25 protein-coding genes and 1 tRNA gene are annotated in these 25,196 nt (G+C 65.4%); 11 read left to right on the top strand and 15 right to left on the bottom strand.

The window, feature by feature from the left end:
- Positions 1-161: 161 nt before the first annotated feature.
- A complete protein-coding gene (locus tag PKE71_RS01920; RefSeq protein ID WP_271185266.1) occupies positions 162-710 on the top strand; it encodes a c-type cytochrome in 549 nt (182 codons plus the stop codon).
- 164 nt (positions 711-874) lie between these two features.
- Here the strand turns inward: PKE71_RS01920 and PKE71_RS01915 are convergent, their stop codons facing one another.
- Together PKE71_RS01915 and PKE71_RS01910 are read right to left on the bottom strand one after the other, a co-directional pair.
- On the bottom strand, positions 875-1,630 hold the full coding sequence (locus PKE71_RS01915; protein ID WP_271185265.1) for a hypothetical protein: 756 nt from the start codon (positions 1,628-1,630) through the stop codon (positions 875-877).
- A 229-nt stretch (positions 1,631-1,859) separates the two neighbouring features.
- Complete coding sequence (locus PKE71_RS01910) at positions 1,860-2,627, bottom strand: class II aldolase/adducin family protein (protein ID WP_271185264.1); 768 nt, start codon at positions 2,625-2,627, stop codon at positions 1,860-1,862.
- Between the two features lie 285 nt (positions 2,628-2,912).
- Here PKE71_RS01910 and PKE71_RS01905 point away from each other — a divergent pair, with 285 nt between their 5' ends.
- The 4 genes from PKE71_RS01905 (at position 2,913) to PKE71_RS01890 (ending at position 5,816) form a co-directional block, all read left to right on the top strand.
- Complete coding sequence (locus PKE71_RS01905; protein WP_271185263.1) at positions 2,913-3,971, top strand: DUF2336 domain-containing protein; 1,059 nt, start codon at positions 2,913-2,915, stop codon at positions 3,969-3,971.
- Positions 3,972-4,013: 42 nt separating this feature from the next.
- Positions 4,014-4,778 carry an NAD kinase gene (locus tag PKE71_RS01900; protein WP_271185544.1) on the top strand — a complete coding sequence of 255 codons (765 nt, stop codon included), beginning with the start codon at positions 4,014-4,016 and terminating at the stop codon, positions 4,776-4,778.
- 74 nt (positions 4,779-4,852) lie between these two features.
- The gene (locus PKE71_RS01895; RefSeq protein WP_271185262.1) at positions 4,853-5,308 is read left to right on the top strand and encodes a response regulator; all 456 of its coding nucleotides are present in this window, start codon (positions 4,853-4,855) and stop codon (positions 5,306-5,308) included.
- A 13-nt stretch (positions 5,309-5,321) separates the two neighbouring features.
- On the top strand, positions 5,322-5,816 hold the full coding sequence (locus PKE71_RS01890; RefSeq protein WP_271185261.1) for an Hpt domain-containing protein: 495 nt from the start codon (positions 5,322-5,324) through the stop codon (positions 5,814-5,816).
- Positions 5,817-5,897: 81 nt separating this feature from the next.
- Here the strand turns inward: PKE71_RS01890 and PKE71_RS01885 are convergent, their stop codons facing one another.
- Both PKE71_RS01885 and PKE71_RS01880 read right to left on the bottom strand, forming a co-directional pair.
- Complete coding sequence (locus PKE71_RS01885; RefSeq protein WP_271185260.1) at positions 5,898-7,034, bottom strand: DUF2336 domain-containing protein; 1,137 nt, start codon at positions 7,032-7,034, stop codon at positions 5,898-5,900.
- 82 nt (positions 7,035-7,116) lie between these two features.
- A complete protein-coding gene (locus PKE71_RS01880; RefSeq protein ID WP_271185259.1) occupies positions 7,117-7,947 on the bottom strand; it encodes a hypothetical protein in 831 nt (276 codons plus the stop codon).
- A 177-nt stretch (positions 7,948-8,124) separates the two neighbouring features.
- On the opposite strand from PKE71_RS01880, the gene PKE71_RS01875 reads away from it, so the two are divergent.
- Positions 8,125-8,622, top strand: a complete 498-nt coding sequence (locus PKE71_RS01875; protein ID WP_271185258.1) for a DUF6491 family protein — start codon at positions 8,125-8,127, stop codon at positions 8,620-8,622.
- A gap of 10 nt (positions 8,623-8,632) precedes the next feature.
- Here PKE71_RS01875 and PKE71_RS01870 read toward each other — a convergent pair whose 3' ends face one another.
- Entirely contained in the window at positions 8,633-9,541 is a 909-nt protein-coding gene (locus tag PKE71_RS01870; protein ID WP_271185257.1) for an alpha/beta hydrolase, read from the bottom strand.
- A 195-nt stretch (positions 9,542-9,736) separates the two neighbouring features.
- On the opposite strand from PKE71_RS01870, the gene PKE71_RS01865 reads away from it, so the two are divergent.
- Together PKE71_RS01865 and PKE71_RS01860 are read left to right on the top strand one after the other, a co-directional pair.
- Positions 9,737-9,931, top strand: a complete 195-nt coding sequence (locus tag PKE71_RS01865) for a type II toxin-antitoxin system HicA family toxin (RefSeq protein ID WP_271185256.1) — start codon at positions 9,737-9,739, stop codon at positions 9,929-9,931.
- Positions 9,932-10,046: 115 nt separating this feature from the next.
- A complete protein-coding gene (locus PKE71_RS01860) occupies positions 10,047-10,448 on the top strand; it encodes a type II toxin-antitoxin system HicB family antitoxin (protein WP_271185255.1) in 402 nt (133 codons plus the stop codon).
- Here the strand turns inward: PKE71_RS01860 and PKE71_RS01855 are convergent.
- The 4 genes from PKE71_RS01855 to PKE71_RS01840 all read right to left on the bottom strand — a co-directional run bounded on the left by PKE71_RS01855 (position 10,445) and on the right by PKE71_RS01840 (position 13,297).
- Positions 10,445-11,014 carry a hypothetical protein gene (locus tag PKE71_RS01855; protein WP_271185254.1) on the bottom strand — a complete coding sequence of 190 codons (570 nt, stop codon included), beginning with the start codon at positions 11,012-11,014 and terminating at the stop codon, positions 10,445-10,447. The two genes, PKE71_RS01860 and PKE71_RS01855, sit on opposite strands and share 4 nt — an antisense overlap.
- Positions 11,011-11,838 carry a hypothetical protein gene (locus PKE71_RS01850; protein WP_271185253.1) on the bottom strand — a complete coding sequence of 276 codons (828 nt, stop codon included), beginning with the start codon at positions 11,836-11,838 and terminating at the stop codon, positions 11,011-11,013. The genes PKE71_RS01855 and PKE71_RS01850 overlap by 4 nt, the downstream gene beginning before the upstream one ends.
- Before the next feature lie 185 nt (positions 11,839-12,023).
- Positions 12,024-12,100: transfer RNA gene (locus tag PKE71_RS01845), tRNA-His, on the bottom strand.
- Positions 12,101-12,481: 381 nt separating this feature from the next.
- Positions 12,482-13,297, bottom strand: a complete 816-nt coding sequence (locus tag PKE71_RS01840) for a M48 family metallopeptidase (RefSeq protein ID WP_271185252.1) — start codon at positions 13,295-13,297, stop codon at positions 12,482-12,484.
- A 127-nt stretch (positions 13,298-13,424) separates the two neighbouring features.
- On the opposite strand from PKE71_RS01840, the gene PKE71_RS01835 reads away from it, so the two are divergent.
- The 3 genes from PKE71_RS01835 to phhA all read left to right on the top strand — a co-directional run bounded on the left by PKE71_RS01835 (position 13,425) and on the right by phhA (position 18,015).
- Positions 13,425-15,557 carry an AsmA family protein gene (locus PKE71_RS01835; RefSeq protein ID WP_271185251.1) on the top strand — a complete coding sequence of 711 codons (2,133 nt, stop codon included), beginning with the start codon at positions 13,425-13,427 and terminating at the stop codon, positions 15,555-15,557.
- A 163-nt stretch (positions 15,558-15,720) separates the two neighbouring features.
- Positions 15,721-16,962 carry a beta/gamma crystallin-related protein gene (locus tag PKE71_RS01830; protein WP_271185250.1) on the top strand — a complete coding sequence of 414 codons (1,242 nt, stop codon included), beginning with the start codon at positions 15,721-15,723 and terminating at the stop codon, positions 16,960-16,962.
- Between the two features lie 171 nt (positions 16,963-17,133).
- Positions 17,134-18,015: a phenylalanine 4-monooxygenase gene (phhA, locus tag PKE71_RS01825; protein WP_271185249.1), complete on the top strand. Its 882-nt coding sequence runs from the start codon at positions 17,134-17,136 to the stop codon at positions 18,013-18,015.
- Here the strand turns inward: phhA and PKE71_RS01820 are convergent.
- The 6 genes from PKE71_RS01820 to PKE71_RS01795 form a co-directional block, all read right to left on the bottom strand.
- Positions 18,012-18,461 (bottom strand): response regulator, encoded by a 450-nt coding sequence (locus PKE71_RS01820; RefSeq protein ID WP_271185248.1) that lies wholly within the window; start codon positions 18,459-18,461, stop codon positions 18,012-18,014. The two genes, phhA and PKE71_RS01820, sit on opposite strands and share 4 nt — an antisense overlap.
- A 97-nt stretch (positions 18,462-18,558) precedes the next feature.
- Entirely contained in the window at positions 18,559-19,902 is a 1,344-nt protein-coding gene (gene astB / locus PKE71_RS01815; RefSeq protein WP_271185247.1) for an N-succinylarginine dihydrolase, read from the bottom strand.
- On the bottom strand, positions 19,902-21,350 hold the full coding sequence (gene astD, locus PKE71_RS01810; protein WP_271185246.1) for a succinylglutamate-semialdehyde dehydrogenase: 1,449 nt from the start codon (positions 21,348-21,350) through the stop codon (positions 19,902-19,904). Before astD ends, astB begins: the two co-directional genes overlap by 1 nt.
- Before the next feature lie 4 nt (positions 21,351-21,354).
- On the bottom strand, positions 21,355-22,371 hold the full coding sequence (locus tag PKE71_RS01805) for an arginine N-succinyltransferase (RefSeq protein ID WP_271185245.1): 1,017 nt from the start codon (positions 22,369-22,371) through the stop codon (positions 21,355-21,357).
- Between the two features lie 25 nt (positions 22,372-22,396).
- Positions 22,397-23,659 carry a hydrolase gene (locus PKE71_RS01800; RefSeq protein ID WP_271185244.1) on the bottom strand — a complete coding sequence of 421 codons (1,263 nt, stop codon included), beginning with the start codon at positions 23,657-23,659 and terminating at the stop codon, positions 22,397-22,399.
- 82 nt (positions 23,660-23,741) lie between these two features.
- A complete protein-coding gene (locus PKE71_RS01795) occupies positions 23,742-25,028 on the bottom strand; it encodes a cystathionine gamma-synthase family protein (RefSeq protein WP_271185243.1) in 1,287 nt (428 codons plus the stop codon).
- Between the last annotated feature and the right edge of the window lie 168 nt (positions 25,029-25,196).

Raw genomic sequence — 25,196 nt, 5'->3', positions numbered from 1 at the left:
CCGCTTGTTCCGAGCGGACCCCTTTCGGAAGTGGGGAGGCGGCCTGGACCTTGTCCGGGCCGCCTTCTTTTTGTGCAGCCGGTGGCAGTCTGTCGCACCCCGCAGCGGGCGGATTGCGCTATATGGGGTTCCAGCGTTTTGGAGAACTGGAGGATTCCGGCATGCTGCGCAGTCTCGTTCCACTTGCAGGCGCCCTGATTATCGCGGCCTGCGGCGGTGAAACCGGCGATACCGCCGATGCGGCTCCGGCCGTGTACAACGAAGCCGCGGCGCCCGCCGCCGAACCGTCTGCATCAACCCCCTCCGCTGCAGCGGGCGCATCCGGCGGCCAGGCCGAAGAAGCCGAGGACGGCGATGCCGGGGCGATCCTCGCTGCCCTGGGCGGCGACTACGCCAATGCCGACCTGACCAATGGTGCACGCCAGTTCCGGCGCTGTCAGTCCTGCCACACGCTGAATGAAGGCGGCCGTCACACGGTCGGCCCCAATCTGCATGGCATTGTCGGGCGCGCAGCAGCCTCGGCCGAGGGCTTCAACTATTCCCCCCAGCTGACGGAGGCCGGCCTGACCTGGGACGTCGAGACCCTGGACGCCTGGATCGAGAATCCGCGCGCCATGGTGCCCGGCAACCGCATGAGCTTTGTCGGCCTGCGCGATGCTGCCGACCGGCGCGATGTGATCGGCTACCTCGCTGTCGAGACGGCTGATTAGAGCATTTTCAGCAAAAGTGGGTACCGGTTTTGCGGTTCGAAAATGCGGTCGCTAAGGATCCGGCATTTTCAGCAAAAGTGGGGACCGGTTTTGCGGTTCGAAAATGCGACCGCAAAAAGCAGAGCGATTTCATCGACCATAATTGCGATGAAATCGCTCGGGCCCTAGAAGCGCCGCCAGACCGACAGGAAGATTGCCCGCTCGTCCAGCGTATTGCGGCCGGCGGGCGTGAAATACACGCCGGCATGGTATTCCATGCCGGCGATTTCACGGCCGAGCGAGAGCTGCAGCTTGTGCTGGCTGAAGGCCGGGCGGATCGGGCTCGCCGCTTCCGCATTCCAGACCGACAGGGACTGGACGATGACCTGCCAGCGCGGCGCCGGGCGCCAGCCGGCGCTGATATCCAGCCTCACCTCGTCCAGATCCGGTTCCGCCCGCCAGCGATGCGCCAGCTGGATGTCCGCAAACCGGTCGTTTCCGAACGACTGGCCCCATAGCGCGCGCACTTCCCACGCCTCGCCGCCGGCGCCGAGCGGCTGGTTTGACACATTCTCGCCGGCGCCGGGCAGGAGCGCCGTCACCTGCAGTGTCGCGATCCGGCCCGCATCCTGCCACACGCCCGCGCGCAGACCGATCTCGCTCGCGGACAGTCCCTGCGCCGCGTCATGGATCGCGCCCTGACGGCGCTCGACGGATTGCCAGGCGATCCGCGCCACCGCCGTCAGCCGCGCCGTGATGCCGTATTCGGCATAGAGTGCCGTCTCGTCCTTGTAGAAATAGCCGTCATCGATCCGGTCGCCGCCGGCATCGAAACGCTGCTCGGCCCGGTCGGCCAGCGTCGTGACGATCGCCAGCCCCTCGCCCCTGCGCTGCAACCAGGCACCGGCCTCGGCCGGCCCGGGCGTGAGCGCGATCGACATGATGGCCAGCAAGCTTGCGGCGCATGGCCGGTGGCAAGACTGTTTTCGCCATCCCATCGGGCATCCTTCCCGATTGCGGCCGCGGCTGCACAGACGCCCCGGCGGTCAGGGACAGCGAATATACCCGCAAAACGGGTTCTTGCAAATAAATACTACCAGTAATTGTCTTCTCTGAGTGGAACAGAAAACGCCCGGCAGACAATCATCCGCCGGGCGCGACCTTGTTCGCTCAGCTGTCGAAGCCGGGGCTTTCGCGACGGACACGATCCAGAACCGCCGCCCAGGCGATTTCCTTGAACAGATCGTTCGAGGCAATCTCGGAGGACTGGCCGAAAACGCGATCCTGCATCTTCTCGTCCCACTCGATCAGCTCCCCGCCGGCCTGCGCCTTGATCTGGATGCGGCAGGCCTTTTCCAGGAGGTAAATCCGCACATAGGCCGAGAACGGGTGATCCCCGACCGCCAGCGTGCCGTGATTGCGCAGGATCATCAGGTTCTTCTCGCCCAGATCGGCGACGAGGCGTTCGCGCTCGTCATGATCGAGCGCGATACCCTCGTATTCGTGATAACTCACATCATTGTAGACATTCATCGCCAGCTGCGAGATCGGCAGCAGGCCGCGCTTCTGGGCGGCCACCGCAACACCGTCGTCGGAATGCAGGTGCAGGGCGACCTTCACATCCGGACGCGCCGCGTGAATGGCGGAGTGGATCGTGAAGCCGGCCGGATTGATGCCGTAGCGCGAGGGCGGCAGGACATTGCCGTCCAGATCGACCTTGACCATGTTCGACGCCGTGACGTCTTCATAAAGCAGGCCGAACGGATTGAGCAGGAAATGCTCGTCCGGTCCGGGCACACGCATCGAGATGTGGGTGAAGAAGAGATCGTCCCAGCCGTGCATGCGCACCAGCCGGTACAGCGCCGCCAGATCGCAGCGCGCCTTCCATTCTTCCTCGGAGACCTGGTCCTTGACCGAGAGGTTTGCTTGATCGTCCATATTTGAACTCCCCGGGGTTTTCTTTATCGCCAACCCGTCAAGTATTGGCCCTCGCCCCGGCGCCGTCAAACCCTTCCGCGGCAAGGTAAAAGGGGGCAGAAACGCGGCCCAGGACCATACATCCTGTGCTTGCTTTTTACTCTGCATCTACCAGTAGAGAGCACCCAATACAGGGTTAATCAAGTCTTTGAAATCACCCGCAAATTGTTGTCAGCGCCGATTAACAAGTTTTCAAGGCGTTTCTGACTTAATGGCAGGCAACGACAATCAAGAAGCTGCGTCTCCATGCCTGCCAATACCGCGGAAACTCTCAATGTCCTGGCCAAGATGAAGGACCCCGGCAAGCGCCGGGAACTGGCCATGGGTGTCGTGGATCTGTGCCTGGCACAGCCCCTCAGCCCGACCGCCGATCCGGTCGCCGGGGAGCTGCTCGTCACCCTTTCGGCCAGGAGCGACACCGAGACCAAGGCGGAAATTGCCGCCAGGCTCGCACCGTGCGACTGGGCCCCTCACGACATCATCCGTTTCCTGGCCTTCGAACCGATCGAAGTCTCGGCGGTGATCATCGAGAAGAGCTCGAAACTGACGCAGAAAGACATGATCGAGCTGGCGGAGACCGGCACGACCGAGCACCGCAAGGTGCTCGCCATGCGGGCCAATCTCTGTCTCGCCGTCAGCGACACGCTGGCCCGCCCCGGCGAAGCCATCGTGCTGCGCGCCCTGGCAAACAATTCGACCGCCGAGATTTCCGAGAACACGCTGGATATCTGCCTGACGGTCGCGCGCGACAATCCCAAACTGCGCGAGGCCCTGGCCCGCCGCCACGACCTGACGACCGATTTCGCGACCCAGCTTTGCATCATGCTGCCGGAGAACTGGCGCGAGGAACTCTATCGCCGCTTCGGCCTGGACAAGGACAAGGTGGAGGCGCTTGCTGTCGAGACGGCCCTCTCCGCGACCCCGGAAGATGTCGACAAGGAAGCCGCCAAACGTGTCAATGACGCGGCCAAGGACGGCAAGCTGGACGGCAAGTATGCGCTGGATGCGCTGGTGCGCGGCGAGGAAGCCGTGTTCGATCATGCCATTGCGCATCTGTGCGGCATCAAGGTGTCCCAGTGGCGGATTGCCCTGGCCATGGGCGGTGTCCGCGCCGCGGCGATGGCCTGCCAGGCCGCCAATCTGGAACGCACCGCCTATCCGGTGATCCACAAGGCACTGCAGCGTTCAGGCCGCATGCACCAGGCGCTGGAAGGCGACGCCATGTCGGCCGCGGCGAACGTGTTCCGCATGTACGGCCCGGAGAAGGCTGCGAAGGTCTTGCGTCAGATGGGTTCCAGGGGTTGAATAAAGACGTGTTCGGTAACGTCTTTTTCCCAGAGCCCCGCGATCTCCGATTCATTTGCCTTCCTGGCCAGTCCCAGGCCTGAAGCCAAGGCTGCCAAAGCACGCCTTGAAGAGCTGTATGGCTGCGTCCCGCTGGACGAGGCCGACACCATCATCGCCCTGGGCGGCGACGGGCTCATGCTCGACGCGCTGCACACCTCGATCAAGACCGGGGCCCGCGTCTACGGCATGAATTTCGGCTCCGTCGGCTTTCTGATGAACGAATTCCGGCCGGACGGTCTGCGCGAACGCATCGCGACAGCCGAGCATGTGCGCATCCATCCACTGCGTGCCTGGGGCGAGGATGTGAACTGCCGGCCCTTCGAGGCCCTGGCGATCAACGAGGTCTCTCTGCTGCGCGAAACCCGCCAGACTGCCAAGATCAAGATCACGATCGACGGTCGCGACCGGATGGGCGAGCTGCAGGCCGATGGCGTTCTGGTCGCCACACCGGCCGGATCCACCGCCTATAACCTGTCGGCCCATGGTCCTATCCTGCCGCTCAATTCCAAGGTCCTCGCCCTCACCCCGATCAGCGCCTTCCGCCCGCGCCGCTGGCGCGGGGCGCTGCTGCCGCACACCGTGCGGGTGGGTTTCGAGATCGTCGAGCCGCGCCTGCGGCCCGTCTCGGCCGTGGCCGACAATCGCGAATTCCGTGAGGTTGCGCGCGTGGATATCGTCGAGGCAAATGACGTCACCCTCACCCTGCTGTACGATAAGGGGCGTGACCTGGCCGAACGCATCCTGATCGAGCAGTTCGAAAGCTGACCGGTTTAGGCTGACGTTAAGCAAGCCCGGCTAGTATTCGAGTCGAATTGACCCGAACCGGATTCGCCGACGCCATGACTGCACCCGAACTGCCCACCGATCTGCGCCGCCTGCGCGTGCTGCTGGTCGACGACAACGCAGCCCTGCGCGGCGCGCTGCGGGTGTCCCTGAATGCGTTCGGCTGTGCCCAGGTCATCGAGGCCGACACGGTGGACCGCGCCCTCGATGTGCTCGCCAGCCGTCCGGTCGATCTCGTCATTACCGACTGGAAGATGCAGCCGCGCGACGGGCTGGACTTCGTGCGCACCCTGCGCCGCAAGCCCGCCAGTCCGACCGCCTTCATCCCGGTCATCATGCTGAGCGGTTATTCCGATCGCCAGCGCATCGCCGAGGCCACCGCCGCCGGCGTCGACACCTTCCTGGTCAAGCCCTTCACCGCGGCCTCCCTGGCCGGCGCGCTGGACGAGACCCTGAGCCGTTTTTCCGGGCATGCCGATGCTGGCCATGCCGCCCATTCCCCCGCGAACTGAGAGGGATAAGACCATGGCCAAAACCAACGATGCTGAAGTGATTTCGGTGCCCAACCTGCTGCAGGCCAAGGTGGGCGGCCCGATCAGCCAGGCCGACATGCACATGATCGAGAAGGCCGAAGAGGCCCTGAAGGATCTGCGCGCCGATTTCGGCCAATGGCTGGAAGAGGAAGTCGGCAAGCTGGAAGCCGCCGCCAAGGTGGTCAAGACGGCCGGCCTCGCCGGTCCGGAAGGCGAAGAACTCTTCGTGCGGGCCCATGACCTGCGCGGTCTCGGTTCGACCTATGAATTCCCGATCGTCACGCGCCTGGCCGGCTCTCTGACCAAGATGATCGACATGCAGGAGAAGCGTGACAAGGCCCCGCTGGCCCTCGCCCTCGCCCATGTCGGTGCGATCCGGGCCGCGCTGTCGCAGAACATCCGCAATGACGAGGATGCCGTGGCCTCCGAACTCGCCGGCGAGCTGGAAAAACAGTCCGCCGCCTTCGCCGAGCCCTGGAAGGACTGATCCCTTCCGCATTGCCAGACACAAGAAAGGCCGCCTCTCCGGGCGGCCTTTTTCTTTTCACGTCCGCAAGGACAGGAAAAACTAGCCAGCCCGGGCCAGCTGTTCGTCGTCATCCTCGAAGCGGGACAGGATGTAGTCGAGATCGTCCTCGGGGATGCCCTGGAAGCGGGTGATGGCGCGTTCGGCAAGGGCGCGGCGGAAGCGTTCGCGGCCGGCCGTGTCGTGCGGGACTTCCATCGCGTGCAGCACGTCGAAACAGGCCCGGATCGCCGGATAGAGGCGCGAGGGCATGCCGGTGCGGTCGTAGACCGCACGCAGGCCCAGCGGCCCGGCATCGTGGACCAGCAGCCAGGCCTTGGCATGGGTGATACCGGCCAGTTCCGCAAAGGCGTGCTCGACAAAGGCGACATGGCCGCGCAGCAGGGCGCGCAGGATGAGCGAGGGCGTCAGGCGCGCATTGAGGCGCAATTGCTGCACGAAATGCTTGGGATCGTGCGCCAGGCCGGCCTGGTCGACCAGGTCGAGCGTCGCGCGCTCGCGGGCGCCCTCGGCGATCTCCACGGCGACTTGCGGCGGCAGGGCGTGGTGCGAGACCAGGCGCTGCAGCGCGGTGTCGGAAATGTGCGAGATCAGGCGTTCGGTCACATCCAGCGGCAATTGCGAGCGGGCGACGAAAGCGTCCATCACCACCGGGTTCTCGCAGAATTCGGCGAAGGCGCGCTGATAGGCTGCGTCGTCGAACCGGGCGCCGTCATTGGCGGCGGCGATCGACACGGCCCGCTCGTCGCGGCTGTCGAGCAGTTCGTGCACGATGATCGGCGCGACATGCGGCCGGCCGGCAATGGCACAGCGCTTGCCGCTGCCGGCATGTTCGAGCACGCGCAGCAGGTCCTCGTCTTCCAGGACCGGGGAGCTTTCCAGAACCGGCAAGGCCACCGCATCGACATCCATCGCCAGTTTCACGGCGATATCGCGCGGCAGGTTGCGGGACTGTTTGAGGGTGACGGCCATCGCCCGGCGCACCAGTTCGGCGGCATCGCGGGCGATCAGGTCGAGAATGTCACGGGCTGCACCGCGCTCGGCATCGGTCAGATTGGCCGCATCCATGCGGCGGCAGATCTTCTGCGCGGCCGAGGCGCGGACTTCCTCGTTCTCGCCCTTTACCAGACGGCGGATATCGTCCTGGGTCAGTCGATTGCGCAGCGCGACGACGCTCATGGCAGGTCCATCATGTTGAATGTATCGACCCTGTTTCTAGGCCCGGTATGCTTAACGAAAGCTTGCAACCCGTTTCGCAGGTTTACGAATTGCGGGCGCGTCCGGCCGAGCGCGGGGCGTCCAGCGAGGCCAGGATTTCCACCAGTGCCGGCGACAGCTCGCCATTGCCGACCCGGTGGCTGCCCGGCGCGACAGGCGAGGTGTTGCGGGCCGGCGTATAGCTGCCGGCGAGGCGGATATTGCCGCTGTCATCGAGATCGGGCGAGGCCGCAGCGGCGCGGTTCGCGGATGCCGGGATCTGCGGCGCCGGGCGGTCCCCGGTCAGCGAGGCCAGGACTTCGCTTGTCGAGCGGGCGCGGCCGTCCTCGTAGAAGATGGCGCGGTTGGCGCGGGCAGCCGCCGGGAAGAGCTGGTCGGCGCGGCCCTGCGGATTGTTCTCGGCGGCCTCGATCAGGCTGGCAGCCCCCTGGGCGCCCAGGAAGTGGGCGGCATAGAGCTCGCCGCCGGAGGCCGGCCGGCCGATCCGCGTCTGGATGACGGCGGCGTTCTCCGCAGCCAGCTCGCCGGCCATGCGGGCGGAGGCCTCGGCATCGAAACGCAGGTCGAGAATGCGCTGGCGCTGCACCGGATCCTCGACGACATAGCGGCCGTTGGCATCGCGGCTGATCGCGGCAGCGGCGTCTTCATAGCCGTGCTCGGCGCCGCGGCGCTGCATCACGCCCAGCCAGGTCTGCTCGATGAACTGGAACAGACCGGTCGCCGAAGACGTCGAGGCCTCGGCGCGCACATCGAAATTGCTTTCCCGTGCAGCGGTGCGCAGCAGGAAGTTGAAATCCGTGCCGGTCTCCTGCGCGGCCTGGCGCAGGGTGCGGGTCATGAAGTCCTGGTTGTTGGCGTCGACGGGGCTGACCAAGGCGGGCTCCGGAGAATCGGTTGCTGCGAATCGACGCCCAGACTCGCGCCTCATGGCTAATCCGGCGTTAACGATGCGGCGCCGTGCCGCCGGGAGGACGGTTGACGGCACCCCGCAGAGCGCCGATATCCTTGCGGGAGCGAGGGATCCTTTGAACGGATGCATAAAGGATACGCCATGACACGCCTGACATTCGCACGCCTGACATTCGCCGGTACCGCCGCGCCGCTGATGGCCGCGGCCGGAGCGCTGGCCCTGATGGCGGCGCCGGCCGCCACCGCCCAGGATATCGATCCGGAGGCCGTTGCGGCGGCTGAAGCCTATCCGCTGGAACCGGCCACCGACCGGATCCGCGTGGTCAATATCAACGGCTATTCGGTGATCGACCGCGAGCACCTCGTGCTCAATGGCGGGGCCCGCCGCCACTATCTCGTCACGCTGCGCCATCCCTGCCCCGAGCTGCGCTCGGGCATACAGATCGGCACCAGTTTCGGCGACACGGCCACGCTCTACCCGCCGCTGGTGGAGTATATCCATGTCGGCGAGCCTGAAATGCGCTGCTCGATCTACACGGTCGAGGAAATCGACAGTGTCGAGACGGCCCGCGCCCTCGTCCAGCGCCGCAATGCGGCGGAAGAGGCGGCGGACGGGGACGACACGCCCAGCCAGCGCTGATCGCCACGCCTCAGTCATCGCCCCGCAGGGCACCGGACAGCCAGTCGGCGATCCGGTCCGGTGCCTGCATCGGGGCGAGATGGCCCAGATCGTCCATGCGCGTCAGCCTGGCCCCGTAGCGGGTCAGCGCGCGCGGGCGCATCAGGGTCGAGCCGTGCCCCGCCTGCAGCACGTGCGCGCGCCCGGCAACCTGCCGGGCGGCGGCGTCGGGATTGTGGGCCTGGGCCTCGTAATTCGCAGCCTCCCAGGCGGGGTCGCAGGCGAGGACAAGTTTTTCTTGCCCCTCGCCCTTCCCGGCCCCGGCCGCCTTCAGGCCACCCTCCAGATAATCCTCCAGAACGCCCGGCGCCCAGCGGGCAAAACCGGGGTGTTTGGCATAGCGCTGCCGGGCCGCCTCGCGGTCCGGCCAGCCATTGCGGCGGCGGCGCGCCTGGCGGGCGATCGGCATGCGATTGCGGTTGAGCGCGAAGAAGGGCGAGCGGGCAAGCCAGTAGACCGGGCGCGGCAGGATCACCGGTTCGATCAGGGCCAGAACGGGGACAGGCTTGCCCTCGCGAGCCAGGCGGGCTGCGGTCATCAGGGCCGTGGTGGCGCCCATGGAATGGCCCGCCAGCGCATCCGGAACGAAGCCCAACTGCCCCCACAAGGCCATCATATCGGTAACATAGATGCCCCATGAGCGGTGCATGTCTGCGTCGGCCGGCAGCGTTGTGGCGCCGTGACCGCGCAGATCCGGGGCCCAGATCTCGTAGTCTCCGGCCAGTTTCTCGAACACCTGGCGATAGGCCGAGGCGCAGAAACCATTGGCGTGCAGGAAAGCCAGGCGCGGCTTGCCGGGATTGGACCAGACGCGCAGCGACACCGTCCCGCCCGGCAGGGATACCGTCTGCACCGTCAAATCCGGACCCGTTCCGTCCATTGCATCCGCCTCCTGCCGGCTCTGCGGCCAGCTCTGCCAACCGGCGCCAGCCTAACCCGATCCCCCATTATCGCACGGGCCGCAGGGCAGTGGATAAGTTGATGGCGGAAATACACGGCCGGAGGGGGAAGCGGACGCGCGGGCGTGACAACAACTACTCTTGATTGTATATTGTCACCAGCACACGGAAACCGCATGCCGGTCAGCAGCAGGGACATTATCCGGCGCCTTGAGAAGGCGGGATGGGTGAAGATTGCCCAGAAGGGCAGCCATACCCAATGGAAGCATCCCGACCGCCCCGGACGTGTCACCGTGCCTCATCCCCGCCGCACGCTTGCCGCGGGAACGCTGAAATCGATCTGCCGTCAGGCGGGCTGGGACAAGCTGTAGTCTCCCATCGGCCGTGATCGTCACCAGCCGCAATGCCCACCGATTGAGAAATACACACTCAGTGTGTATATTGTCGCCGAGCCGGAATGCCAGCCCCGGACAGGAGACGCGGATCATGTATGTCGCCCTGGTCCACAAGGACCCCCAGTCGGATTTCAGCGTGTCCTTTCCGGACCTGCCGGGATGCGTGTCGGCGGGAGAGACCGTCGAGGCTGCGCTCGAGGAGGCGCGAACCGCCCTCGCCCTGCATCTGGAGGGGATGAAACAGGATGGCGAGACCGTCCCCGCTCCGCGGGCGATCGGGGCGCTGCTTGCGGATCCGGAGTTTCTGGAGGACCGGCGGGACGCCGTCCTCACCCCGCTGATCGCGCCCGCCATCACCAGCGGCCGCACCACCCGCATCAACCTCTCCATCGACACCGGCCAGCTCGCCCTGATCGACCAGGCCGCCACCCGCGCCGGCATGAGCCGGTCGGCCTTCATGGTGTCCGCGGCTGTGGGGCGGGCGGGGGTTTAGGGGGAAGAGCCACTTTCCGAAGAGGATTCACTACTCTCAGCCGCGGGCGGCGAATCCTGAGCGGAAGGCTCCATCGGTGCATCGTGTGCTCCGGATACAGTCGCGGCTTTGATTACGATAAACACGGTTCGATAAATATCGTGAAGGACAAGCCCATTAATTATCGTCACCTCGACGGCAACAGCGTGAACGAACGCGACGACGTGATCGTTGTCATCAAATTGCCCCTTCACAACGAGCGATATAGCGCACACGACGAACGCCCAGAACAATAACCAAGCGCTTGAGTTAAGATCGGCGCGAAGCGGCTCCGCATACTCTTTATCCACCACCGCACGGCGCTCGGGCGAAGTCACGAGACGTTCGATTGTGCGAGCAAGAGAAAGGTGCAGGTTAGCAACCGAGGCAAATGTGATCGTAAGTACAACGATCAAAAAAGCCATGATTTCGTGTGATACAAATGAATCTAGAAATGAATTCTCTGACAACCAAGCTGGACGGCAAATAGCTGCGGAACCTAGAAGCGCAGAACTCACAAATATCAGACCAAGACGATAAATTTTCATCGATCGAATAGCCTCGAAATTACCCGGTTCAGAAAGCTCGGATTCTGCACATCAGGCATATCTTCCTCTGGCACCTCTTCGACGATGCGCCCATTTTTTGAAGAGTATAAGATCCTGCCTTTCTCAGCATATAACTCTTTCTCCCCAGCGCCCTTCTCCGCAACTTCAGCGCTTGCCTTCATCATCGGGCCATCCAATTTGAGTTTACCGGGCGGAGCCTTGAAGGTCTCCTCAAGCGTCTCGTTCTGGGCCTCATTCTGAATCGCCGTATAGAATTTCTGCGCCAAGGCATCCCCTTCAAAAGCATTGGGAGGTACGAAACGGAATGTCACCTTGGCAATTCGAGAGCGATGCCGTTCTACCGCTTCCCAATAGCTTTCAGGGTTCTCGAAATGCCGGACAAAAGCTTGCCAATCTGAAAGTGGGCCATTTACGTCCAACCCGCCAAAAAAAGCCTCTAAGACTGACCTTGGCGAGCCAACGGCTCGGTTATGCTCCATCCAAACAATCTGATCGCGATCCATAGAAAGAATGAACAACGAGAGTTCGAAATTCTCTGCCATGTATTCTGTGAAGTCTTCATGCATCAGAAGCGCGGGGCTTTCCTTCGCAAAGAAGCCAGCGACGAAACCCTCGCGAACAGACTCCAATGGAGTATAAACGATCCGTCGCCTTCCTCGCCCCAGAAACATGCGACGCTCGCCGAACACTCGCGCAAGAAAATCCGACCGGGACAGATGACTGTCGGGAATTCCCGCGCTCTCAAAGAGTTCGCCCGGCCTCGAACGATGAAGCGATATTCTCAGCTTTTCAAACTTTGGCATTGCACCCCCCTGCAACACTTCTTGAGCGTGTAGTGCCACAATGCGCAGGGCAGATCAAACAAGCGGCTCCCTACTCAGAGGTTTCCAGCAACCACTTCCTAGGGCGACGCAGAACTTACCGCTCTCGCTTCTTCCTGTGCAGAGAGTCTGAAGCGCCACTGATGCGAAAGAAAGAGAAGGAAAAATGGTACCGCCTCCCTGGTTTGAACAGGGGACCTCTAGATCCACAATCTAGCGCTCTAACCAACTGAGCTAAGGCGGCACTCGGGTGTCACGGTCCGCAAAGGGGGCGTGAGGCGCGGGAAACTAGCGTCCCTCCCGCGCGCTGGCAACTGCTTCGTCAGGCGATTTGCAGGCCGCTGTGCGGGCGGGCTGCGGCGGGCGGGAAAGGGCTGATCCCGAGCGCTTGCCGGTCCTTCCCCTTGATGGGGAAGGTAGGCCCTCCGCAGCCTTGGCGAAGGAGGGGTCGGAGGGGGGGAATCCCGGTGCTGGCCACGGCGCACACCGGGATTCACACCCTCCGTCCGGCTGTCGCAGCGGCCCTTCGTCGCGTCGAACAGTCCCCCGGACTGTTCTTGGGCTCCTCAGCCCCCATCAAGGGCGAGGATGGCGCTCTACCCGTCCCGCCAAATTCCTTACACCCCTAAGAGATATACCCCCGCGCCCGCATGTGCTGGCGCATGGCGGCGATGCGGTTGGCGTCGGAGGGGTGGGTGGAGCCGAATTCGGCGGTCTGGCGCTGGTTCATGGCGGCCATGCCCATCCAGAAGTCGAGCGCGTCCTGGGGATTGTATCCGGCGCGCACCATGTAATCGACGCCGATCCGGTCGGCCTCGTATTCGTGCTCACGCGAATAGGGCAGGATGATGCCGTAGGTGGCGCCCATGCCCAGCGCGGCGCCGATCTCCTGGCTGTACTGGCTGTACTGGCTGTTGCCCAGCGCGCCGGTGACCAGGGAGATGCCGACCTGGGAGGCGAGCTGCTGGCTGGCGCGCTCGGCCGAGTGGCGGCCGGCGATATGGGCGATTTCGTGACCCAGCACGGTGGCGATATGCCCGTCGCCCTCCATCAGGTCCATCAGGCCCTTGTAGAAGGCGACCTTGCCATTGGGCAGGACCCAGGCATTGCGTTCGTCGCTGTCGAAGACGACGTATTCCCAGTCATACCGGGTGAGGCCGGAGGCCGGGACGATGCGCGCGCCGACCCGTTCCAGCCGGCGCTGATAGCTGGGATCGCGCAGCACGCGCTCCTCGCGCAGCGTATCGTGCCAGGCCTGGTTCGACATCTGCGCCAGCTGGCCGTCGGAGACCAGCATCAGCTGGGAGCGGCCCAGCGCGGCATTGTCGGCACAGCCCGCGGCCAGCGGCAGCACGGTGCCGGCGGCCAGGCCGATGATGAGTTCGCGGCGGCGCACAAGGCCGCTGGCGGATGCGGTGCGGTTGCAGCAGGTGTCCGGCATACCCTTCCCCTTTGGTTTTCCGACACATTCTCCTTTACAATAACGCACAGCCGCCTGCCCGTCTTGCCAAGAAAGCGACAATCGCAGGTGCTAGTGTGCGTCCGAATCCTTTTGGAGCCTGTCCCCCATGAAACGCCTCGGCCTCATCCTTCTTGTCCTCGTCGCCCTCGTCGTGGGCGCCGCCTTCATTCTGCCCGCCGTGATCCCGGCCTCGGCCTATCGCGACCGCGTGGAGGCCGCCGCCGGCGACGCGCTGAACCGGCCGGTCGCGCTGGCCGGCGATGTCAGCCTGACCATCCTGCCGCGGGTGCAGGTGGTGGCGCGCGACGTCACCATCGCCAATGCCGAGGGCTTCTCGAACGAGCCCTTCGCGCAGATGGGCGAGATGCGGGTCGGCCTGGAACTGATCCCGCTGCTGTCGCGCCGGGTGGAGATCACCGAGTTCGTGCTGGTCGACCCGGTGATCCGGCTGGAACAGCGCGCCGGCGGCAATAACTGGACCTTTGCCGATCTCGACGCCGCCCCTGCCCCGGCCGCACCGGCGGGCGACGGTTTCGTGCGCCAGCCCGGCGCCCTGCCGATCGATGCCAGTTTCGGCGATGTGCGCATCGAGAACGCCTCGATCTTCTACAGCGATGGCAGCCAGAGCCGCGAGATCACCGGTCTGGACCTGGCCATCGCCCTGCCCTCGCTGGACGCGCCGACCGCGATCGACGGCTCGCTCTCGGCCGATGGCGAGGCGATGACCTTCGATGCCGAGCTGGGCTCGATCCGCGACTTCTTCGAGGGCCGCGCCACGCCGCTCACCCTGTCGCTGGGCGGAAACCTGGTCGATGTCAGCTTCGACGGGGAAATCCCGGCCTCCCAGGATATCGAGTTTGCCGGCGACTTCTCGGCCGATATCCCGTCCATCCGCGCGCTCGCCGCCTTTGCCGGCAGCCCGCTGCCGCCGGGCGAGAACCTGCAGCGCTTTGCCGCGCAGGGCCGGATCGAGGGCACGACTTCGCGCCTGGGCCTGACGGCCCGTTCGATCCGTTTCGACGAGATCCGCGGCTCGGGCAATCTGGCCGCCGACCTGTCGGGCAGCCGGCCGCGCCTGACCGGCCGTCTGGATCTGGACGAGCTGAATGTGAACCCCTATCTGCCCGCCCCCGCCGAGGATGCCGCCCCGGCGGCCGGCGGCGGCATCCCGCCCTGGAGCGAGGAAGCGATCGATTTCGCCGGCCTGGGTATTGCCGATGCCGATCTGTCCCTGAATATCGGCCGGCTGCAGGTGCGCGATATCGAGGTGACCGATGCGGCCCTGCGGGCCGTGGTCGAGAACCGCCGCCTGCAGGCCGTGCTGGAGCGGATCTCGCTGTATGAAGGCCAGGGCAATGTCACCATCGTGGCCAATGCCCGCACGGCGACGCCCTCCTTCTCGCTGGATGCCAGCCTGGCCGGGCTGGACGCCCTGCCCTTCCTGGACGCGGCGGCCGGGTTCGACCGGCTGGCCGGGACCGGCGCCATGACGCTGTCGCTGGCCACCTCCGGCAACAGCCAGGCGGCAATGATGCGCAATCTGGGCGGTAATGGCGAGTTCAACTTCGCCGACGGCGCCATTGTCGGCATCAATATCGCCGAGACGATCCGCAATGTGTCCGGCTTCCTCGACCGCGCCGGCGGTGCACAGGCGGCCGAGACCAGCGAGGACGACAGCGAACAGGCCAGTGTCGGCGAGCGCCAGGAGACCGACTTCTCCAGCCTGGGCGGCACATTCGCCATCGCCAATGGCCGGCTGACGAACAACGACCTCCTGATGCTCTCCCCGCTCCTGCGCGTGGAAGGCCAGGGCTGGGTCGATCTGCCCGGCCAGACGCTGGACTATCGCCTGCGTCCGCGGGCCGTTGCCTCGATCGAGGGCCAGGGCGGTGCGACCGACCTGCAGGGCATTGTCGTGCCGATCCGCTTCCGCGGCGATTTCAACAATGTCGGTTATGGCGTCGATACCGAGGCCGTCACGCGCGCCCTGCTGCAGGGGGCGCTGAGCAATACCATCGGCGGCGACCGCAACCAGTCGCCCGAGGATGCCGCCCGCGACGCGCTGCGCAATGCGCTGGGCCTGGGCAATAAGGACAGCGAGGACACGGCCGGCGAAGAGGGCCAGACCGACGAGGAAGAGGTCGATCCGGCCGAGCAATTGCTGCGCGGCCTGTTCAACCAGCGCCGCGACCGCTCGCAGTCCGAAGAGACGGACGACAATTCCGGCGATCCCAACTAGGTTCGCCATCGACACCGGCACCGCCCGGCGGTGCCCGAAAGGGGGATGCGGCTGCGGGCCGCGCCCGGGCCATGAACCGCGCATGAACCTGTCGCTTCGCTCGGGTTCAGGCTGGCTCTGGCAGGGTGAAGCTCGCACCGCATTGGCAAGAGGGAGAGAACCCATGTCCATCCGTACCGCCACGCTGGGCGCCGCGCTGCTCGCCGCAGCCTGGCTGCCCGCCGCCGCACCGGCCCATGCCCAGGAAATCATCCTGTATGACGGTCCGAACTATACCGGCCAGCAGGTCCGCGTGACCGGCGCCGACCGCAATCTGTCGAGCCGCCGTTTCAACGACCGCACCTCCTCCTTCCGGATCGTCTCCGGCGAGTGGGACGTGTGCCAGCACGACGATTACAACGGCACCTGCGAGACCCATCGCAACGACCAGCCCTCGCTGGGCCGGATGGACAACCAGATCACGTCCGTTCGCCCGGCCTATCTGGGCCGCCCCGATCCGGGCTATCCGGGCCGTCCGGGACGCCCCGGCGAAAGCTCGATCACGCTCTATTCGGGCTATAACTATACCGGCCGCTCGGTGACGATCACCGATACGGTGAGCAATCTCCAGCAGCTCGGCTTCAACGACCAGGCGCGCTCGATCCGCCATTCCGGCCGCCGCTCCTGGCGCGTCTGCCAGCACGCCAATTTCGACGGCGCCTGCATGGAAGTGGATCGCGACATCCCCTCGATCGGCGGCGGCATGGCGGCGCAGATCTCCTCGGTCGAACCGGATTACGGCAGCCGTCCGGGCCGCCCCGGCCGGCCGGGACGTCCGGGCAGCGACAACCGCCCGCGCAGCGGCGTCTTCCTCTATGACGGCCCCGACTTCACCGGCCAGCGCGTCGATGTGAGCTGGGATGTCGCCAACCTGGCCAGCCAGGGCTTCAACGACCGGGTCGACAGCCTCGTCGTCGCCCGCGGCGAGACCTGGCTGATCTGCCAGCACGATGATTTCGGCGGCCGCTGCGAGCGCGTGCAGGGCGAGGTCAACGATCTGGGCCGTTACGGCATGCGCAACGAGATCACCTCCCTGCGCCGCATCGACAACGGCTATGGCGGCGGTGGCGGCTGGGACAATGGCGGCTATCCCGGCGGCGGCTGGGACCGCCGCGGCGAGATCATCCTGTACGACCAGTTCAGCCAGCGCGGCCGTTCGGTGCGTATCGAGCACGAGATCGACAATCTGGAACGCCTCGGCTTCAACGACCGGGCCCTGAGCCTGGACGTGCGCGGCTATGACCGCTGGCTGGTGTGCGAGGATGCCGGCTTCCGCGGCCGTTGCGAGGAAGTCTCCGGCGAGGTGGACAATCTGCACCTGCTCAACCGGGAAATCTCCTCGGTGCGCCGGCTGGGCCGCTACTGAGCGGACCGGCAGAGCCACACTGAAAGCGGGCCGTCCGGACACGCCGGGCGGCCCTTTTTCATGGGGGCTGACGGGGTGCATGACAAAGTCTGCACGCGCCTCTTGGGTGAAGCGCCGATCAGGCGTATATTTAGTTACAAATGAAACTAGTTACACGCCGGATGACCCGTCATGCCTGTCAATGACCCGATCGTGGCGGAACAGACCCCCGCCGCCGACTTTACCATCGACCAGAAATGGGACCGCTACACGTCCGAGGAACACGCCATCTGGACGACGCTCTACGAGCGCCAGATGGAGGTGCTGAAGGGCCGCGCGGCGCCGGAACACTTCAAGGGTCTCGAACTGCTCAATCTCAATGAGGGCGGCATTCCCGATTTCCGGCGCGTCAACGAGAAGCTGGAAAAGCTGACCGGCTGGACCGTGGTCACCGTGCCCGGCCTGATCCCGGAAAGGGATTTCTACGAACACCTGGCCAATCGCCGCTTCGTCTCCGGCCGCTTCATCCGCGACGGGGAGAAGCTGGACTATCTGCCCGAGCCCGACATCTTCCACGATGTGTTCGGCCATGTGCCGCTGCTCACCCAGCCGGTGTTTGCCGACTATATGCAGGCCTATGGCCGCGGCGGGCTGCGCTCGCTGGAGTTCGACGCCATCAAGCACATGGCGCGGCTCTACTGGTACACGGTGGAATTCGGCCTGATCAACACGCCGGAAGGCCGCCGCATCTACGGCGCCGGCATCGTCTCCTCGAAAGCCGAATCGATCTTCTCGCTGGAGGCGCGCTCGCCCAACCGGATCCATTTCGATCTGGAACGCATCATGCGCACCGACTACCGCTATGACGATTTCCAGCAGACCTATTTCGTCATCGACAGCTATGACGAGCTGATGGAAGCGACCTATGAGGATTTCGCGCCGATCTATGCCCGCCTGCCCGGCATGGACGAGCTGAAACCCTCCGACACGGTCGAGGGCGACAGGATCTATACCAGGGGAACGCAGGAATACGCCCGGGCCGGCGGCCTGCCGGCAAAGGCCGAAGCGCTCTAGGCCGCGGCGCTGTCCGCGGGGCGCAGGTGCAGTTCGCCGGTCTGGCGGTCTTCTTCCAGGCACACCGCGCCGAGCCCGGCGATCATGCCGGCGAAATTCTCGCGGGTGACCGGCTTGACGATATAGAAGCTGGATCCGGCCTCCCGGCACTTCGCTTCCATCTCCGGATTGCGCGCACCGGAATAGACACCGACCGCACCGCCGCCCAGCAGCGGCTGGACCGAGGCGATGAAGTCCAGCGCATTCGCGCCGGCCAGGGAAAGATCGGTGAAGACAACGGCCGGACCGTCGCCATTGTCGCGCAGATGAGCGAGCGCGTCTTCGGGGCGGGTGAACGCCGCAAAACGGAACCGAACGCCGGCGTCTTCCAGATCCGCCTGGAACAGGAAGTGCTCGTCCGGGTCATCGTCAACCAGAATGACGGAAACGCTCTGGCTCTCGCTCAACTTCTGCTCCCCACGATCAGACGGGGCGAAACCTATCATGATTTGCCGGTTTGAATAGTAGGAAGCGAACGTCTCGCAAAAACGCGGTTAAGCAAGCCTAGCCCCACTGGAAGGGGTAGTAGTCCCCACCGAGACCGAGAATCCCGGTCAGCGCGTCCAGCGCCTCGCGGCTCTCGCGCAGCAAGGCCGGGTCGGCCAGATCATTCGGCTCCAGCCGGTCGCGGTAGTGCTTGCCCGCCCAGGCCACCAGCGTGTCATAGAGCGTGTCCGACATCAGCGCCTGCGGCGCCACCGCGGCGCGTTCCTCGTCCGTCAGCACAACACGCAGGCGCAGGCAGGCCGGTCCGCCGCCATTGCGCATGGACTGGCGCACCTCGACGAACTCCACCCGCCCGATCGGGCCATTGCCCGCCGTCATCGCCGCGCAGTAGGCGCGCGTCGTTGCGGTTTCCTCGGTCTCCTTCGGCGCGATCAGCACCAGGCGGTCCTCGCCGGGCCATTCCAGCAATTGGGAATTGAACAGATAGCTGGTGATGGCATCGCCGACGGGCACCTCGGCCTCGGGCACCTCCACGAAGTCCGGCTCGAACAGGCCTTCGGCCGCCTTGCGGATATCGGCCAGGGCAGCCTCGCGGTCGGCAAAGGCCAGTTCGTGGAAGAAAAGCGTGGTGCGCGTGCCGACGCAGACGACGTCATTGTGGAAGGCACCGGCGGCGATCGCCTCGGACGACTGGCGGATGAAGACGGTGCGTTTCGGGTCGAGCCCGTGCGAGCGGGCCACGGCCTGGCAGGCTTCCAGCGTCTGGCGTGCCGGAAACCTGCCGCTCCACGCCTCGCCGGCCTCGCGGCCATAGACGAAGATCTCGACACCCGGCCCGCCCTGCTCGGCGCACAGGCGCACATGATTGGCCGCGCCCTCATCGGCAAAGTCAGGCTGCATGGGCAAAACGTCGTGCACGGCGAAACGGGCCGCGTCCGGGAAGGCCCATTGCAGGGCCCGGCGGGTCTGCTCGCCCTCGATGGAACGGTGCAGCGTGGTCAGCAGATTGGCCGGAGTGAGATGCAGGCGGCTGTCGGCCGTATCGGCCGACGGCGACACGGTCGCGGCATTGGCAGCCCACATGGGCGAGGCCGAGCAGGCCTTGCGCAACAGGCCCGGCGCCGTCTTCCAGGCCGCCTCGACCACCGCCGCGTCGGACCCGGAAAAACCGGCCCGGCGCAGCAGCGGCAGATAGGGGCGCTCGTGCGGCGGCAGCAGGCCCTGCACCAGGCCGCTATCGGCCAGGCGTTTCATCTTGGCGAGGCCTTCCAGCACGCCCTGGCGCGGCGAGGAGACCAGACCCTCATTCCTGGCGCTGGCCAGATTGCCTTCGGACAGGCCGCCATAATTATGCGTCGGGCCGACCAGCCCGTCGAAATTCGCCTCGACCGCGCGCGCCATCAATCCACTCCCTTGACCGGCATGCGCTCGGCCTTCGACTGGGCCTGCGTGGCGACCGGATAGGCGCAATAGTCGGCGGCATAGAAGGCGCTGGGCCGCAGATTGCCCGACTGGCCCGGCCCGCCGAAGGGCATGTTGGAGGCCGCACCGCAGGTCGGCCGGTTCCAGTTGACGATACCGGCGCGGGCTTCCACCCAGAAACGCTCCCAGAGGGCTTCATCGTCCGAGACCAGCCCGGCCGAGAGGCCATAGGCGGTATCGTTCGCAGCCGCGATGGCATCGTCGAAGGAGGCAACGCGCACGATCTGGATCAGCGGGCCGAAGACTTCCTCGTCCGGCACATCCACACCGGTGACGTCGATCAGGCCGGGACGCAGGAAGGCCTCGCCCAGTTCCGCGACGGTCACGGCCTTGCGGATCGCTTTCGCGCCGCGCGACAGGAGATCGTCCTGGGCGGCCAGTACGCCGCGCGCAGCCTGGGCGGAGACCAGCGGTCCGATAAAGGGTTCCGGGTCGGCATCCCAGCGGCCGATGCTCAGCTGGCCCGCGATGCGGTCGATCGCCTCGACCACGGCATCGCCGGCTGCGCCCTCGGGCAGGATCAGGCGGCGCGCACAGGAACAGCGCTGACCGGCCGTGATATAGGCGGAATGCACCGCCACCCGCGCAGCCGCTTCGGCATCGGCGGCATCCCAGATAACGAGCGGGTTATTACCGCCCATTTCCAGCGCCAGCTGGATACCGGTGCGGCCCGCGAACTTCTCGTGGATGAACTTGCCCGTGCCCCAGGACCCGGTGAACAGCACACCATCCAGATCGGCATGATCCAGCGCAGCGGCGCCCGTCTCGCGCGCGCCCTGGACCAGGTTCAGCACGCCCTTGGGCAGACCGGCGGCCTCCCAGGCCTTCGCCATGAACTCGCCCACGGCCGGGGTCATCTCGGACGGTTTGAAGACGATCGTATTGCCCGCCAGCAACGCCGGCACGATATGGCCGTTCGGCAGATGGCCGGGGAAATTGTAGGGCCCGAGCACGAACATCACGCCCAGCGGTTTGTGCGCCAGGGCGGCATATCCGAAAGCGGTGTCCGACGCGTGTTCGCCCGTACGCTCGGCATAGGCGGTCTTGGAGATCGCGATCTTGCCGATCATCGCGCCGGCTTCGGCCAGGCCTTCCCAGCGCGGCTTGCCGGTTTCTCGCGAGATCAGCTCGGCCAGCGCGTCCTTGTTCGCCTCGAGATAGGCCTGGTAGGCCTCGACGATGGCCACACGCTCGGGATAGAGGCAGCGCCCCCAGGCCGGGAAAGCCGCCCGCGCGGCCTTGAAGGCGGCGTCGACATCGTCCGCCGTGGCGGCCTTGCCGCTCCACACGCGGCTGCCATCGGCCGGGTTTTCCGAGTGCATGTCAGCGCCCTTGCCTGCGCGCCATTGGCCATCGATCAGCAGCATGAAATCACCTCATTCGTCGCCAGAAGCGGGCGCGATCGCCTTCGGCCAGATCGAGCGCCTGCATGGTTTCGTAGGAAATGCCCAGAATGTCGCCATCATCGACGACCTGGGCGTGACAGGTCCGGAAATCCGGGAAGCGGTCGGTCGACAGGATGCCGTCGACACCGCCCGTCGTCGTCGCCGCCCGCACGGTCACCTCGCGGCTCTCGCGCAGGGTGCGGATATTCTCGGTCCAGGTGGAGACCAGCGGCCCGCCATCGAAAATGTCGACATAGCGGTCATAGTGGAACCCCTCCCAGAGCAGGAGGTTGTAGGCCCCCTCCCCGTGCGGATGCGGCTTGCCGATCACCTCGCGCACCGATTGCGGCAGCAGGTCGATATAGATCAGGTGCTGCGGGCCCAGATCGAGGATGAACTGGTTGTCGGTCGATGCGGACAGCCGGTCGGCATCGTCGAAATCCATCCGGAAGAAGGGGCGGGAGACCGCATCGAAGAAGGGCGAGGACCCGTCGTCATGGACCACACCGCGCAGCTCGGCCAGCACACGCTCGCCAAAGCGCGACCGGTCGGCCGCCATCATCAGATAGCGCGACTGGGCGACAAGCCGTCCCGCGCCGGTACCGCGTCCGGCCTCGGAGACGAACAGCGTGCCGACTTCCGAGGCCCCCGCGAAGTCATTGACCAGCAGCATGGCATCCATGTCGAAGCGGCGGTCAGCTTCCAGCGAATGCTGGGCCAGGGTGATGATCTTGAAATCCCAATAGGGTTTCGACACACCCACCATCGCCTTGATGGCCGAACAGCCGACGATCCGGCCGGTCCCGGTGTCCTCCAGCATCAGCTGGTAGGCGTCCTCGGTCTGGCCCGGTTCCGGCGTGGAAAAGATCGCTTCGGACTTCTCCAGGCGCGCCGCCAGCACATCCGCCGGCACAGCCAGGGATGTGAAACCGGTTCCCGCTTCCTGCGCCAGACGCACAAGGGCGTCCGTGTCGGTGCGTTTGGCCGCACGTACAATCAGCATGCTCTTCCCCCGATCATGCCTGTGTCTATTGGGTCCTTGCCAGGGCGCGCGCTTCCTTGGCGTTGAATTCGCCCCGGGCAAACTTCATCAGCATCACCGCCGACAGCTTGGCCCGTTCGGCAAAGCTCGACAGTTTGACGATCTCGCGATCGGAATGGATATCGGCGCCGCGCACGCCCAGCGTATCGACATTGGGGCAGCCGGCCGCCCACAGATTATTGCCCTCGCACACGCCGCCCGTGTCCTGCCAGCGGATGTCCAGGCCCAGCGCACCGCCCGCCGCCTTCGTCCATTCGAACATGCGGGCATTGGCCGGGCTCATGGGTTTGGGCGGGCGGGTGAAGCCGCCATGCAGCTCGGCCGCGATGCCGTCGCGCACGCGGATCTCGTCGAGAAGGCGTTCCAGCTCGGCCTCCACCCAGGTGCGGTCATTCTCGGTCTTCACGCGCACATTGAAACGCGCCACCGCATTGTCCGGCACGACATTCGGCGGGCCGCCGCCATCGATGCGGGCCAGGTTGAAGGTGACGCCCTCGCGCCGGCCGTTGAGCTCGTCCAGCCCCAGCCCGAACTGGCAGGCTGCGGCCAGGGCGTTGCGGCCCAGATGATGTTCGCGCCCGGCATGGGCCGCGCGGCCGGAGACTTTCAGCGACCAGTTGCCCGAACCCTTGCGAGCCCCCGCCAGCGAACCGTCGGCCAGGGCGGGCTCGTAGGTCATGCCGATATCGGCACCGGCGCCCAGATCGGCAAGGATCGGGCCGGAGCCCAGCGAGCCGATTTCCTCGTCCGGACTGATCAGCACATCGACGCCGATCTCGTCCTTCCAGGGCGAGCGCTCGAGGCCGAGAAGCCCGTGCAGCATCACCAGAATGCCGCCCTTCATGTCGGCGACGCCGGGACCGTTCAGCGTGTCGGCATCCCACAGCTCGGTCGACTGGAAATGACTGTCCGCCGGGAAGACCGTGTCGTGATGACCGGTCATGACGATGCGGATCGGCGCCTGCGGCCGCAGCCGGCAGTGGAAGGAGGGCGTGAATGCCTGCTCGCGCACCGTTCCGTCGGGATCGACAATCGTCGTCGGCGGCAGATCGATGGCGGATATCTCGCCGCCCAACTCGCCGAACGCGGTTTCCAGACAGGCGCGCATGCGCTCCAGACCGTCCGCGTTGCGGCTGCCGGAATTGATCGCCGACCACGCCTTGACCGTGTCGATCATGTGATCGGCGCGGCTGTCGATCCAGTCGAGCACGGCGCGCTCGTCGGGGTTGAGATCGAGTTTGTCCTGCATGTCCCAGTGATAGCCGTTTAAACGGACGGGTCTACCCCCGCGCGGCAGAGACCGCGCGGGGATGGTGCGAGACGGTTCGGGATCAGGCGTGTTCGAGCGCCTGCTTCAGGTCGGCGATCAGATCGTCCGGGTTCTCGATACCGACCGAGATGCGCACCAGGCCGTCGGAGAAGCCCTGGCGCTTGCGCAGTTCCGGATCGACACCGCGGTGAGTGGTGGAGCCCGGGTGGCAGATCAGGGTTTCGGTACCGCCGAGGCTGACTGCCAGCTTCATCACCTGCAGCGCGTTGAGCATGCGGAAGGCTGCGGCCTCGCTCTCCAGATCGAAGGCAAAGGTGGAGCCGGCCGAGGAGGACTGGGCCTTGAAGACATCGCCGTCGCGCGTGCCCTCTTCCAGAAAGCCCAGATAGCGCACCCGGTTGACCTTGGGATGATCGCGCAGGAATTCGGCGACCTTGCGGGCACCGAGAGCGGCCGCTTCCATGCGCAGTTTCACGGTTTCCAGCGAGCGCAGCAGCATCCAGCAGGTGTGCGGGTCCAGATTGGTGCCCAGATAACCGCGCAGGCCGCGGATCTGCGCCATGGCTTCGGTCGTGCCGGAGGCCGAACCGGCGATCAGGTCGGAATGGCCGCCGATATATTTGGTCAGCGAGTAGACGACCACGTCGGCACCAAGCTCCATCGGCTTCTGGCCGACCGGGCCGAGGAAGGTGTTGTCGACGACGAGATAGGGGCGCTTGCCCTGCTTTTTCTCGATCAGGTCGACGAGGCGGCGGCAGACATTCAGATCGACCTGGTCATTGGTCGGATTGGTCGGCGTCTCGGTGTAGATGACCGAGACCTCGCCCTTGGCCAGCGCCTCGTCGGCGGCGGCATGGATCTCGTCCTCATGCGCACCGGCAAAGAAGTCGACCGACTGGATGCCGTAATTCGGCAGGAATTTGCGGATCAGGCTTTCCGTCCCGCCATAGAGCGGCGTCGACTGGAGGATCACCGAGCCGGAATGCGCCAGGCCCATCAGCGTGGTGGAGATGGCCGCCATGCCGGAGGAGAAGACGCAGCATTCCTCGGCACCGTCATAGAGGGCGAGCCGGTCTTCCAGCACTTCCATATTGGGATTGTTGAAGCGCGAATACATCAGGCCTGCGGCTTCCGGATCGCCCTCCTCGGCCTGGCCGAGCGTGACGCGGAAAAAGGCAGCGCCGTGCTCGGCACTTTCAAAGGCAAAGGTCGAGGTCAGGAAGATCGGCGGCTTGATCGACATTTCCGAGAGCTTCGGATCATAGCCGTAGCTCATCATCTGGGTTTCCGGGCTCAGCGTGTGCCCGGCGATCTCGCGCTTGCGATACGGCTTGTCCGGCTTGCTCATGGAAGTTCTCCCTTGTCTGCAGGTGCGGTCAGGCCCCTGCCGCCGCGTTGCATCCGGTGTGAACCGGCGCTTCGAACGGGTCAAGCGCAGCCTCAGCAGGACGGAAAAAGCGACCAGATCGCCCCCGAAACAGCCCGCTCCGTGCACTATTTTGCCAAAACCGCGACA

It is taken from the genome of Maricaulis virginensis (assembly GCF_027922185.1).
GTDB classification, from domain to species: domain Bacteria; phylum Pseudomonadota; class Alphaproteobacteria; order Caulobacterales; family Maricaulaceae; genus Maricaulis; species Maricaulis virginensis.
The sequence above is the reverse complement of the archived record's forward strand: the minus strand, read 5'-3'. Positions and strand labels throughout refer to the sequence as shown.